Raw genomic sequence first — 12,151 nt, 5'->3', positions numbered from 1 at the left:
AAAGAATAAAAAGGCAGGGGGAAAAGAAATGAACATTTATACGATACTAGTGGCAGGAAGAATGCATAAAGAGCTGGAGGAGATAATTAAACAAAAGCAGCTGTCTCATACGTTTCGATTTATGGAAGAGCAAGACGTTACAATTGAAGATTTAAACTGGGCTGATGCGCTTTTATCCTTCGGTCCAACGAACTGCTTTGAAGATCATAGCTTTAAATGGATTCATTCTCTCGGCGCAGGAGTCGATCGGTTCTTAGAAAGCGGGAATTGGAAAAAGAGTGTGATGTTAACACGTACGGTTTGTTCATTCGGTCAGCGAATCAGTGAATATTGTCTTAGCTATATGCTAGCTGAACTTCAGCATCACGCACAGTTTCAGCATCAGCAAAAACAAAAGCATTGGAAAGTGGTAGAGCCTAAGCAGCTTTCTGCTCAAACGGTCATAATTTACGGAACAGGTGAAATCGGCGGGCGTCTTGCAGCCGTTTTAAAATCTTTTGGTGTACGAGTAATAGGTGTATCTAAAAGTGGAAATGAAAAGCCGTCATTTGATCAAGTGGTCTCGATTTCGAAGGAAAAAGAATTGCTAAAAGAAGCCGATTGGATCATTAGTACAATGCCGCTAACACATGAAACAAAAAGCTACTTTGATTCAAAATGGATGAATGTAGTTGAAAATGCATACTTTATAAATGTTGGACGAGGAGCAACTGTAGATGAACATGCGTTAGTAGCGGCTGTTGAGCAAAAGCGTATTCGAAAAGCATACATAGACGTATTTGAGCATGAGCCGTTAACGAAAGAATCTGCTTGGTGGGATCATTCAAACATCATCATAACACCTCATATTTCAGCGGTGACTACGCCTGAAGAAGCCGTCGAGTGCTTTGTTGAAACGCTGCAAAAAGTTGAGCAAGGCGAATTGCCTTCTAACTTGGTTAATATTGAAAGAGGCTATTAAAGCATTATGATGCGCGTTTCCGCTATGAGAATGGTATACTGAAACTTGCTTTTCTTGAACGAAAAGAATGAAATCTGTTCTTCTAGGGGGGAACAAACGTTGAAGCAAGAAGAATTATTTGAACAAGCACGTGTATTTATAGAGACGTGTTACGCTGAACTTGAAAAAAGCGAAGCGGATAAAAACAAGCGGTTAAAAGAAATCCATCAGCAAATTATGTCACTCGGACATTATGATCATACATTTGAAGAGTTAGAGCACGGAGCTCGTATGGCTTGGAGAAACAGCAATAAATGTATTGGACGATTATTTTGGCACTCACTCAATGTATTTGATAAGCGAGATGCGAACACAGTTGAAGAGGTAAGAGACGCCCTGTTTCACCATATTGAATATGCAACAAATGACGGGAAAATCCGGCCTACTATTACGGTGTTTAAACCGAAAATGAAAGAAAAAGAGCCGGTTAGAATATGGAATCATCAGCTAATCCGCTATGCAGGGTACGAGACGGAATATGGTGTGATAGGAGATCCTGATTCTGTTGCGTTCACGGAGGTTTGCCAAAAGCTGGGGTGGGAAGGTGAGAAAACTCACTTCGATGTTCTTCCTTTGGTCCTGCAAGTTAATGAAGCATCACCTCGATGTTTTGAGATTCCAAAACATTTAGTGAAAGAAGTAGCTATTACGCATCCAGAACTTCCTGAATTTGAAGACTTACAGTTGAAATGGTACGCTGTCCCGATGATTTCAGATATGAAGCTAGAAATTGGAGGGATTGATTACGTGGCAGCACCATTTAATGGATGGTACATGGGGACTGAGATTGGTGCCCGAAATTTAGCGGATACGTATCGCTATAATCAACTTCCAAAAATAGCTTCTATGATGGGATTGAACATGGATTACAACGCTATGCTTTGGAAGGACAAAGCCCTTGTTGAATTAAACATTGCGGTGCTTTCTTCTTTCAAACGAGAAGGTGTAAGCATTGTAGATCATCATACGGCTGCTCAGCAATTTCACTTGTTTGAAGAAAGAGAGCAAAAAAATGGCCGGGAAGTGACTGGGAACTGGACGTGGTTAATCCCACCGGTTTCGCCAGCAACCACGCATATTTTTCATAAGCCTTATAAAAATAAAGTATTATCACCAAATTATTTTTATCAAGACGCTGCTTATTAAATGAACAAAAAAGAGAGTACAAATTTGTACTCTCTTATTACACGTTAATTAATTTTTGTGTTTATCAAGCAAGTTAGCAAGTACATATGTTTTGTACTTTTCCACTTTGCGGCCTTCATGGTTGCGAACTCCTCGTTTTTTAAGTTCCTCAACATACCAGCCTTTGCTTCCTACGTGCATACTCAAACACCCTTTCGTCATTTTTTTAGGATGAACAGAATGAGGTTCATTGTCTGCTCGAATGGAGACATCTTGTCTTTCCAATACGTGCCTCATTGTAACATCTTTTATTTTATGATGAAAGGGAAAAAGGTCGAAAAAACGAGAATGATTTCAGGTAAATTTTAGTTTACTCATTCCTCGTTTTTTTGAGATAGAAGGAGGAGGTTTAATTCGTCTTTATTTTGGATTAGATCTTCTAATGTATACTGATCTAAAACCTTAATGAAGGCTTGCATGGCTTCATGCAAAACACTTTTTAACTTGCAGACGGGGCTAATAATGCAGAAGTTTCCTTCACGGTCAAAACATTCAACGATATGAAAATCTTCTTCTGTTTGACGTACCACTTTTCCAATATTAATGTCTTTTGGAAGCTGAGCTAAACGAATACCGCCGTTTCGTCCTCGGATTGTTTCAATTAAGCCAAGTTTCCCAAGCTCGTGAATGATTTTCATAAGATGGTTTTTTGAAATATTATACGCTTCAGCAATTTCTTTTATATTGCTTAGTTTATTGTTATCGCGAACGCCTAAATATAATAAAACTCGCAGTGAGTAATCTGTATATTGTGTGAGCCTCATCTTTTTACCTCTTCTCTTATCAGCAGCTGATATATCTATAATAGCATGTCTATATCTAAGAAATACAGAAAGAATGCTCACATTTTTGACAGGGTGAATTTGTGAACATTTCTTTAAATATGTATATAAAATATATCTTTTTAAGTAGGATATGAGTATTATAAAGATGTATTAAAAATATATCTTTTAAAAATGAATCTTTCGGAGGCGAAAGTTATGAAACAAACAACTATTTCTATTGTAAAAAGTACAGTTCCTGTTTTAGAACAGCATGGTCAAGCAATTACAACTCGTTTTTATGAGATGCTTTTTGAACAGTATCCTTCTTTAAAAAATGTATTCAACCAAACAAATCAAAAAACAGGCCGTCAGCAAATGGCGTTAGCTAATACAGTTTATGCCGCTGCGCAGTACATCGATCGTCTTGAAACGCTGCTTCCAGTTGTAAAGCAAATCGCTCATAAACACCGCAGTATCGGCGTAAAAGCAGAGCACTATCCAATTGTCGGAGAGTTCTTATTAAAAGCAATTAAAGATGTTTTAAAAGAAGCTGCGACCGATGAGATTATGGAAGCTTGGAAAGAAGCATACGGTGCCATTGCGGACGTATTCATAAGTGTGGAGAAAGAATTATATGAAGAAGCCGAAGAAAAAGGATGGAAAGATTATAAAAAACTAATGGTCAATAAAAAAGTAAAAGAAGCAGAAGACGTGTACTCGTTTTATTTAGTATCACCTGATCAAAAAGCGCTGCCTGCTTTTCTGCCAGGTCAGTATGTGAGTGTACGAATTCCTGGTCAAGAGTATTTATCCATTCGTCAGTACAGCTTATCTGGCTATCCAAACCAACCATACTATAAAATTACGGTGAAAAAAGAAAAGCAAATGGAAGACGGGGTCGTGTCAACTTATTTACATGACCAATTGAAAGAAGGAGACTTGCTTGAAGTCAGCGTTCCAGCAGGAGATTTTGTCTTAAAAGAAAATAGTAAATCAGTATTTATCAGCGGAGGTGTAGGAATTACTCCAATGATGTCAATGCTTCATCAAGCACTAGAAAACAATCAAGAAGTAACATTTATTCACAGTGCTAAAAATGAGCAGTTTCATGCAATGAAACGAGAGCTTCAATCGTTGTCAGAGACATATACGTTTGAACAACACGTTTTCTATAGTCAAGCGCAAACAGCTCAGCATGATGAACATATAACGTATGGTCGCTTAACTAAAAAAGAGCTAGCTAAATATGCCGGTGATAAACATGCATATTATTATGTTTGTGGATCTTCTTCATTTACGCAAATGGTGTTAGAAGGCCTAGCTGAAATGGGTATTTCCCAAGAAAATATCATGTATGAATCGTTTGGCCCGAAAATGAGTATGACTCCTTCCGCATAAATGTATGGAAAAAGGGTAAAAAGCTAACAGTAGACAATACTGTTAGCTTTTTTTATGAAAGGGAGTTTAAAGATGACAAATACGCAGTATGACATGGTGGGAATAGGAATAGGACCTTTTAATTTAGGCTTAGCGGCCCTTGCTGAGCCTCTTGATGAAATTGATGCCATCTTCTTTGATAAAGAAGAGAAATTTGAATGGCATCCGGGCATGTTAATTGACGGCACGGACTTGCAGATTCCGTTTCTAGCAGACTTAGTTACATTTGCGGATCCAACAAGCCCCTATTCTTTTCTAAATTACATTCACAAGCAAAAACGCTTGTATCCGTTCTTTTTCTTTAATCGTTTTGACATTCCGCGTCAAGAATACAACGAGTACGCAAAATGGGTAGCGGAGCAGCTATCTTCCTGCCACTTTTCTTCAAAAGTTGTGGACGTGATACCGAAAAATGAAGAAGAGTATTATGAAGTAAAGGTAGAAACACCTGAGGGAATTCAAACGGTAAATGCTAAACACGTTGTAATGGGAACAGGAAGCATTCCACTTGTACCTCCGGCTTTTGAAGAAAAGCTGAATGAGCATATTTTACACAGCAGCGCCTATTTACATAAAAAAGAAGAGATTCAAAAAGGAAAACATGTAACGATCGTTGGTTCAGGGCAAAGCGCTGCAGAGATTTTTCTTGATTTACTAGAAGAACAGACTGAACATCATTACCACCTTACATGGTTTACAAGATCCTCTAATTTTTTTCAGCTTGATCAATCCAAGCTTGCTCAAGAGTTATTTTCGCCAGACTATGTAGATTATTTTCATTCGCTGCCTTTTGAGGAACGTACAAGCACGGTAGAAGATTTAAATCCTTTACGTCACGGAATTGAATCTTCTACCTTAACGAAAATCTATGATTTACTTTATCATCGTTCACTTAAAGGAAAAGTACCCGTCACGATTCAAGCTTCGACTGAAGTAAGTGATATTCATAAAAAAGGAAGTGGATATGAGCTGGAGTGCAAACAATTAAAGGTTGAACGCTCTTTTCAATACGAAGCGGATCGTTTGATATTGTCCACGGGCTATAAGCCGAAGGTTTCGCCGTTCATCGAACGAATAAAAGATGATATCGAATGGGAAGATGACAAGCGTTTTAAAGTCACAAAAGATTACCGGCTTGTCTTTAAACAACCCCGTAACCACCACTTTTTTACGTTAACCAATATTGAACATTCACATGGATCTGGCGCAACAAATCTTGGTTTATCCGTTCAGCGCAATCAGCGTATTCTGAACGTGATTGCAGGGAGAGACGTGTACCCAGTTCCAGAAGAGACGACGTTTCAGACATTTAATTTGTTTTGAATTTCTTCTTTATAAAAATCTTCAATGTGGTTTTTGATTATTGTAGAAAAGTTTTTTACCCATAAACTATGTTTAAAAGAATAGTGTACGGGTATTTTATTTATAGAACATTAGTACACAAATCAATTAAGGAGTTGCTTAGAATGAGTAAGAAAATTGCAGTATTAGTAACAGATTTATTTGAAGATGTGGAATATACAGATCCAGCCAAAGCCTTTGAAGAAGAAGGCCATACGCTAACAAAAATCGATGTTAAAACAGGTGAAGTAACAGGTAAACAAGGCGAAACAACATTAACAATTGATAAAGCAATTGCGGATGTAAAACCAGAAGATTTTGACGCATTGTTTTTACCGGGAGGTTTCTCACCAGATATCTTACGTGCGGACGATCAAGTCGTAGCTTTCACAAAATCATTTATGGATGAAGGCAAACCGGTTATGGCTATCTGTCACGGACCACAGCTGCTAATCAATGCTGAAACATTAAAAGGACGTGACGTAACTGGTTTCAAATCAATTGCTATTGATTTGAAAAATGCAGGTGCAAACTTCCATGACAAAGAAGTGGTGGTATGCGGTAATCAACTAGTTACAAGCCGTACACCAGACGATATGGAAGCATTCGTACGTGAATCAGTAAATGTCTTAAAATAAGTAAATAATATTAGCAAAACTTTCTGTAAAAGGCGATAACAGGGTGGTTTACCACTCTGTTATCGCCTTTTTTATATGTAACGATTTTGACGAGGAATTTACAGTTATATTACTGCATTAGGTGAAGAGGTTTCTAAAAGAATATGAAAACCTTTTACTATCAATAGATAGAAGCCACGTAACACAATCGAAATATTTTTTACATAAATGAAAGTATAATTTTGGTAGCTTAAAAGACGTTGCGAGTTTCATAGTTTTCATGCAACAATGAGGGTGCATCACGAGATTGGCTTGCTAAAAGCTTAGATGCGTTGCGGTTTTACAAAAAAACTTTATTATCACATAGGAGGATTTCAAACATGAAGAAAAGGTTTCGTATTGCCACTGTCGCAGGTGCCGTATCATTAGGATTACTAACAGCAGGACAAGCAAATGCAGCAGCTCCTGATTGCAACACTCCAAAACAAATTAACATTAAAGATGCTCAAGCAGCACAAAATATAAATGTAGATGAGCTATTAAAGAAATTTAACGCTCAAGGCCAATCTGCTCAAGCAGCAGCTCCACAACAAGAAACACAAGCACCAGAGCAAGCTGAAGCAGCTCCACAGGAACAAGCACAAGCACCAGAGCAAAGTGAAGAAGCAAAAGCTCCAGAGCAAACACAGCAAAACACAAAAGCTCAACAATCAGAAAATACTGATAAAGCAGAACAAACAAAAGATGCTAGTCAATTCGAACAAAAGGTCGTAGATTTAGTGAACCAAGAGCGTGAAAAACAAGGTTTAAAACCTCTAACACTTAACAAAAAATTAAGTGACGTTGCACGCACTAAATCAAAAGACATGATGGACAAAGGGTACTTTGACCACAATTCACCAACATATGGTTCACCATTTGATATGATGAAACAATTCGGCATTGAATATACAACAGCAGGTGAAAACATTGCAAAAGGTCAGCAATCTCCTGAAGATGTAATGAATGCTTGGATGAACAGTGACGGTCACCGCAAAAACATTCTAAACCCTGATTTCACTGAAATTGGTGTTGGATACGTAAAAGGTGATACTACGTACTGGACTCAACAATTTATCGGTAAGTAATACAAAAAGAGCAGGATATACCTGCTCTTTTTTGCGTTTTTAGCTGTCCAATTTGGGTATAGTAAAGTAAGAACACGTAAAGGAGTGCCTTAAATTGGGACGTATATTAAAAAAAATTCTAGTCGCTGTTTTTCCTATCCTTTTAAAAGAAGGATATCGTCATTATAAAAATCGTAAAACTCGAACTGCGCCGTCTAAAGGATATAAATAAAAAGGACTCGAAAGAGTCCTTTTTATTTTATGCTTGAACGGTGATATGCTTGAATTCTTTTACGTTAAATAATCCTTTGTCGGTTAATTTTAGACATGGGATAACAGGCAAGCTTAAGAAAGACAGTGTCAGCAACGGGTTGAATTTCTGTGAAATATCAAGCTCATGAAGAGCCCCGTGAAGCTGCTTAAGTGAGCTGTTTACTTCATTGTAAGGGTGAGGTGACATTAATCCTCCAATGGAAAGAGGGAGGGAGCCAATCACTTCATTGCCTTTTACAATAGCAATACCTCCGCCGATTTCTTCAATTGCCGCAATTGCTTTTGCTAAATCTTCATCATTTGTTCCTACGGCTACGATATTATGTGAATCGTGAGCAATCGTGGTAGCAATCGCTCCGTCTTTTAACTGAAAACCTTTTACAATTCCAAGACCAATATTCCCTGTTAGATGATGACGCTCAACAACAGCCATTTTCAGCTGATCGTTTTCTACAGAAGACTGAAATTCGTTTTGCTTCACTTGAACTTCTTCTACAATATGATTTGTAATCAGGCTGTTTGGATTAATTTCAATAATATTAGCGCGATTGTGCTGAAGTGGTATCGTAAGTTTTTTAATGGAAAACTCTTTGAGATGAACAGAATTCATTAGTTCTGTTGGAAGATCAATTTGTTCTTCTTGAACAGAAAGCATCTCTCCATTTTCAGCAATAAGCTCTCCGTTTTGATAGACATGTGCTGCAGATATATCGGTTAAGTCGTCTAATAGAATAAAATCCGCTTTGTAACCAGGAGCAACCGCACCTCTATCTTTTAACCCGTAGCATTCAGCGGCATTTAACGAAGCCATTTGAATCGCAATTAACGGATCCAGCCCGAGTTCAATAGCAAAACGAACATTATAATCAATAGAACCTTCCGTTAATAAATCATCTAGGTGTTTGTCATCTGTACAGAATAAAAATCTGCGCGCGTTGCGTTCATTTACAGCAGGTAATAATTGTTTCAAATCTTTAGCGACAGAACCTTGGCGGATCAGAACATACATCCCGCGCTGAATACGTTCAATTGCTTCTTCTGCTGTTACGCATTCATGATCTGTTGAAATGTTAGCGGTACGATAAATATTAACGCCCGTAGCATCTAACCCTGAGCCGTGCCCATCAATTACGCCGTTTGCATCGTTAGCTGCTTGTAATTTATCGAGCATATCGTCATCTCCATCTCGCACAGCAGGGAAATCCATCACTTCTGCTAATCCAAGCACGCGAGAGTGAGAGAAAAATGGCGCTAAGTCAGCTGCTTTTAAGACAGCTCCAGAGCTTTCAAAAGGAGTTGCTGGCACGCTTGAAGGTAAGTTTACAAATACGTCTAAAGGAATGGAATCCGAGTTTTGAAGCATAAATTCAATGCCAGATTTCCCTGAAACATTCGCAATTTCATGAGGGTCCGTTACGACAGTTGTGACGCCTCTAGGTACAAGAAGTTTTGAGAACTCTTTAGGTGTAACCATTGATGATTCAATGTGAACGTGTCCATCAATGAATGTAGGAGAAATGTATTTTCCTTTTGCATCCACGACGTTATTCCCATCGTATTGACCTATTCCAACAATCACTCCATCAGCAATCGCAATATCAGCTTCAATGATGGAAAGCGTAAAGACATCGATAATTTTCCCGTTTTTCACTACAAGATCTGCAGGTATTTTTTTATTGGCAACAGCAAGCTGTTTTTTTAAGGTTGTTTTTGTATTTAACATGAATGTGACTCCTCTCATTGTATAACTGAATAACAATGAAGGACTATGTAAGGGAGAACATAAAGAAGAATAAAAATGCAGTATGAATGATGTTCAACCCTCGTAGTCCAACTATTTACGGTAGTTCGGTAGAAACTCTTGGACCCTATTTCCAAGACTATACGAGCTTTAGGTATTTCGATACATTCTATAGACAAATAATAAAAACGTCAATTCCTAATAAAAAAGAAAGATTTTTGGGAATATTTCATCTATGTGTATGTAAACGATTTAACTCTTATTTGCTCGCTAAAAGGCGCAGCATTCATGTATAGAAAAAAATGTAGAAAAAACCGTCAATGGCTATTAGTCATTGACGGAGTTGTCATTAAGCTTGTTTACGCAGTGTACCTAATTCTTCCGCGATCGCTTGCATTTCACTTGGGCTAAAAGAATCTTTTCTCATTACCATATCGTACAAGTACTTTAAGTCTTCATACATTTCTTCGTCAAAAGCTTCAGCTTTAATTGCTCCGATATTTAGCATGCGCAGTTTTTCACTAATGCTATCGACCATATGTTTAATATTCTCTGGAGATTTTACTGATAAATCCACTTTGTTCATCCTTCCAGTTGCGTTTTTTTTATTGTAACATGTTTTTATCGTGTGAACACTTTTATGTCAGGTTCTTATCCACAGAAGAGTGGAAACGATATAAATAAAAGAAAACTATTTTTTAGTTTAAAAATGATTGTATATAATGTTTGTAATAAGGGAAAGGAGTCGAGACTATGATTAACGTATTATTCGTTTGTTTAGGAAATATTTGTCGTTCACCCATGGCAGAAGCGGTCTTTAAAGATATGGTAAAGAAAAAAGGGCTGGAAGGACAAATTCACGTAGATTCTGCAGGCACAGGAGGCTGGCACAAAGGCAATCCTCCTCATGAAGGGACGCAATCTATTTTAACGAAAAACAACATTGATTTTAAAGGGCAAACAGCAAGACAAGTGATTCAAGAAGATGTAGCTAAATTTCATTATATTATTGGAATGGATGTCGAAAATGTAGGAAATCTGAGAAGAATGGCTGGACATACTAAAACAGGTTATATTGCAAGGCTTTTGGATTTTGTGCCCGATTTACATATTGAAGATGTGCCTGATCCTTATTTCACGGGAAACTTTGACGAAGTATATGACTTAGTTCAAGAAGGATGCAAGGCTCTTTTAGACGAAATTATAGAGAAGCATTTCTCGGAATAAGCGATACTTAAAAAATAAAAAACGGAGGAGAAACGACAAATGGGTAAACGCAATAAGCTAGTAGAAGGTATTGTCATTGGAGCAATTATAGGAGGAGCTATTTCTTTATTTGATAAAGAAACAAGAAGATCCGTCATTCAAGGAAGTAAAAAACTGAAAGACAAAACAACAAATCTTATTCAGCACCCTGAACTTGTAACGGATACTGTCAAAGAGAAATACGAAACCATTCGCACGACCATTGAGCAAGTTTCTGAAGATGTATCATTTGTAGCAGGAAAAGTAGAAAAGTTAAAAGAAACAACGCCTCAGGTGATGGAAATTGTAAACGATACAAAAGAAGCATTTGTGGAGAAGTATGGTGATGAACAAAAATAAATAAGGAGGCACATATGGCTGGAATGTACATGAATAACATCGTAAGGTTTGGCAAAGAACTGATGGGTCGCATTCATCGAGATGAGCTGCCCAGTTTATCAGCTGAATTGGCTTATTATTTGCTGCTCTCGCTATTTCCTTTTTTAATTTTCTTAATTACGCTGATTGGATTTTTGCCATTGGAATCAACAGACCTGCTTGACTTGGTCGAAAATGTAGCGCCACAGCAAACGCTGCACATGATTGAAAGCAACGTTTCCCATATCATTGGTTCTCATAATGAAAAGCTATTGTCCTTTGGTATCATTGCGACGATGTGGTCTGCTTCAAATGGAATTAATGCGATTGTAAGAGCATTTAACCGAGCGTATCACGTACAAGAAAATCGGCCTTTTTTAGTGGCGAGAGGTATGGCAGTTCTCCTTACTTTTGCGATGATATTTGTTATTATTGTAGCGCTTTTACTTCCGGTTTTCGGTCATATGATTGGTCTTTATTTATCGTCTACGTTTGGGTTTTCAGAAACCTTTCTCGCTTTATGGTCTGCTTCCCGCTGGATTATCAGCGGCCTCATTTTGTTTACTGTTTTTACGGGGTTGTATTACTTTGCTCCTAATAAAAAGCTGCTGATTCGAAATGTTGTAAAAGGAGCGGCTTTTGCTACTGTCGGATGGACAGTGGTATCAATGCTGTTTGCGTATTACGTAAATCATTTCAATAACTATACAGCTACATATGGAAGCTTGGGCGGAATTATTATCCTGCTTATTTGGCTGTACCTATCGGGGATGATTATCGTTATTGGAGGAGAAATTAACGCTATTTTCTACGACCGTCGAGTTAAATCTTCATAGTCACAAATTGGGATGAAATCATTCGCAAGATATGAGCATACTAACAAAGTGAAAGGGAGGTTTTACATCATGACAAAGCATACAAAAAAAGACGGAAGCAATACAAAGCAAAATAAAAAGAGCCAGCCAAAGCATAAAACAAGCAACAGCCAAAATGGACAAAACGGTTACCATTAAGGCATTGATTTCCATAATAAAAAGCCTAACAAATACGTTAGGCTTTTTTTG

13 protein-coding genes and 1 riboswitch are annotated in these 12,151 nt (G+C 37.7%); of the genes, 9 read left to right on the top strand and 4 right to left on the bottom strand.

All coding sequences use genetic code 11. The features are described 5' to 3' along the window. Positions 1-28: 28 nt before the first annotated feature. The gene (locus tag AC3WJG_RS22845; RefSeq protein WP_221841219.1) at positions 29-961 is read left to right on the top strand and encodes a D-2-hydroxyacid dehydrogenase; all 933 of its coding nucleotides are present in this window, start codon (positions 29-31) and stop codon (positions 959-961) included. Between the two features lie 99 nt (positions 962-1,060). Continuing rightward, complete coding sequence (locus AC3WJG_RS22840) at positions 1,061-2,146, top strand: nitric oxide synthase oxygenase (protein WP_221841220.1); 1,086 nt, start codon at positions 1,061-1,063, stop codon at positions 2,144-2,146. Between the two features lie 48 nt (positions 2,147-2,194). On the opposite strand, the gene AC3WJG_RS22835 is transcribed toward AC3WJG_RS22840, so the two are convergent. Next, positions 2,195-2,326 carry a YflJ family protein gene (locus AC3WJG_RS22835; protein ID WP_016762840.1) on the bottom strand — a complete coding sequence of 44 codons (132 nt, stop codon included), beginning with the start codon at positions 2,324-2,326 and terminating at the stop codon, positions 2,195-2,197. Positions 2,327-2,499: 173 nt separating this feature from the next. Beyond that, positions 2,500-2,949: an Rrf2 family transcriptional regulator gene (locus AC3WJG_RS22830; protein WP_028410145.1), complete on the bottom strand. Its 450-nt coding sequence runs from the start codon at positions 2,947-2,949 to the stop codon at positions 2,500-2,502. Between the two features lie 216 nt (positions 2,950-3,165). Between AC3WJG_RS22830 and hmpA the strand changes: the two genes are divergently transcribed. From hmpA to AC3WJG_RS22810, 4 genes are all read left to right on the top strand, one after another. Beyond that, entirely contained in the window at positions 3,166-4,347 is a 1,182-nt protein-coding gene (gene hmpA, locus AC3WJG_RS22825) for an NO-inducible flavohemoprotein (RefSeq protein WP_028410144.1), read from the top strand. A gap of 72 nt (positions 4,348-4,419) precedes the next feature. Next, positions 4,420-5,709: a lysine N(6)-hydroxylase/L-ornithine N(5)-oxygenase family protein gene (locus AC3WJG_RS22820; RefSeq protein ID WP_098433752.1), complete on the top strand. Its 1,290-nt coding sequence runs from the start codon at positions 4,420-4,422 to the stop codon at positions 5,707-5,709. A 143-nt stretch (positions 5,710-5,852) separates the two neighbouring features. Then, positions 5,853-6,365, top strand: coding sequence for a type 1 glutamine amidotransferase domain-containing protein (locus AC3WJG_RS22815; protein ID WP_013081517.1), 513 nt, complete (start codon positions 5,853-5,855; stop codon positions 6,363-6,365). A 359-nt stretch (positions 6,366-6,724) separates the two neighbouring features. After that, positions 6,725-7,471 (top strand): CAP domain-containing protein, encoded by a 747-nt coding sequence (locus tag AC3WJG_RS22810; RefSeq protein WP_013055125.1) that lies wholly within the window; start codon positions 6,725-6,727, stop codon positions 7,469-7,471. A 238-nt stretch (positions 7,472-7,709) separates the two neighbouring features. Here the strand turns inward: AC3WJG_RS22810 and ade are convergent, their stop codons facing one another. Together ade and AC3WJG_RS22800 are read right to left on the bottom strand one after the other, a co-directional pair. Next, complete coding sequence (ade, locus tag AC3WJG_RS22805) at positions 7,710-9,446, bottom strand: adenine deaminase (RefSeq protein ID WP_492588611.1); 1,737 nt, start codon at positions 9,444-9,446, stop codon at positions 7,710-7,712. A gap of 83 nt (positions 9,447-9,529) precedes the next feature. Further along, a riboswitch (purine riboswitch) is annotated at positions 9,530-9,631 on the bottom strand. Between the two features lie 182 nt (positions 9,632-9,813). Continuing rightward, positions 9,814-10,041 carry a DUF1128 domain-containing protein gene (locus AC3WJG_RS22800; RefSeq protein ID WP_013055127.1) on the bottom strand — a complete coding sequence of 76 codons (228 nt, stop codon included), beginning with the start codon at positions 10,039-10,041 and terminating at the stop codon, positions 9,814-9,816. A 176-nt stretch (positions 10,042-10,217) separates the two neighbouring features. Between AC3WJG_RS22800 and AC3WJG_RS22795 the strand changes: the two genes are divergently transcribed. Genes AC3WJG_RS22795 through AC3WJG_RS22785 form a run of 3 tightly spaced genes read left to right on the top strand, consistent with a single transcriptional unit; the run spans position 10,218 to position 11,923 of the window. Continuing rightward, positions 10,218-10,691 carry a low molecular weight protein-tyrosine-phosphatase gene (locus tag AC3WJG_RS22795; protein ID WP_013055128.1) on the top strand — a complete coding sequence of 158 codons (474 nt, stop codon included), beginning with the start codon at positions 10,218-10,220 and terminating at the stop codon, positions 10,689-10,691. A 39-nt stretch (positions 10,692-10,730) separates the two neighbouring features. Further along, on the top strand, positions 10,731-11,069 hold the full coding sequence (locus AC3WJG_RS22790) for a hypothetical protein (protein WP_028410141.1): 339 nt from the start codon (positions 10,731-10,733) through the stop codon (positions 11,067-11,069). A 14-nt stretch (positions 11,070-11,083) separates the two neighbouring features. Next, positions 11,084-11,923, top strand: coding sequence for a YihY/virulence factor BrkB family protein (locus AC3WJG_RS22785; protein ID WP_013055130.1), 840 nt, complete (start codon positions 11,084-11,086; stop codon positions 11,921-11,923). Positions 11,924-12,151: the final 228 nt, after the last annotated feature.

Source organism: Priestia sp. FW507-14D1A (genome assembly GCF_058781295.1).
Note: the sequence above shows the minus strand (reverse complement) of the source record. Positions and strands in the feature narration are given on the sequence as shown.

Bases quoted from the DNA above. Each gene is read 5' to 3' on its own strand.
- AC3WJG_RS22790 (WP_028410141.1), top strand. From the start codon at position 10,731: ATGGGTAAACGCAATAAGCTAGTAGAAGGTATTGTCATTGGAGCAATT.
- hmpA (WP_028410144.1), top strand. From the start codon at position 3,166: ATGAAACAAACAACTATTTCTATTGTAAAAAGTACAGTTCCTGTTTTA.
- AC3WJG_RS22815 (WP_013081517.1), top strand. From the start codon at position 5,853: ATGAGTAAGAAAATTGCAGTATTAGTAACAGATTTATTTGAAGATGTG.
- AC3WJG_RS22830 (WP_028410145.1), bottom strand. From the start codon at position 2,949: ATGAGGCTCACACAATATACAGATTACTCACTGCGAGTTTTATTATAT.
- AC3WJG_RS22785 (WP_013055130.1), top strand. From the start codon at position 11,084: ATGGCTGGAATGTACATGAATAACATCGTAAGGTTTGGCAAAGAACTG.
- AC3WJG_RS22810 (WP_013055125.1), top strand. From the start codon at position 6,725: ATGAAGAAAAGGTTTCGTATTGCCACTGTCGCAGGTGCCGTATCATTA.
- AC3WJG_RS22795 (WP_013055128.1), top strand. From the start codon at position 10,218: ATGATTAACGTATTATTCGTTTGTTTAGGAAATATTTGTCGTTCACCC.
- ade (WP_492588611.1), bottom strand. From the start codon at position 9,446: ATGTTAAATACAAAAACAACCTTAAAAAAACAGCTTGCTGTTGCCAAT.
- AC3WJG_RS22820 (WP_098433752.1), top strand. From the start codon at position 4,420: ATGACAAATACGCAGTATGACATGGTGGGAATAGGAATAGGACCTTTT.
- AC3WJG_RS22845 (WP_221841219.1), top strand. From the start codon at position 29: ATGAACATTTATACGATACTAGTGGCAGGAAGAATGCATAAAGAGCTG.
- AC3WJG_RS22835 (WP_016762840.1), bottom strand. From the start codon at position 2,326: ATGCACGTAGGAAGCAAAGGCTGGTATGTTGAGGAACTTAAAAAACGA.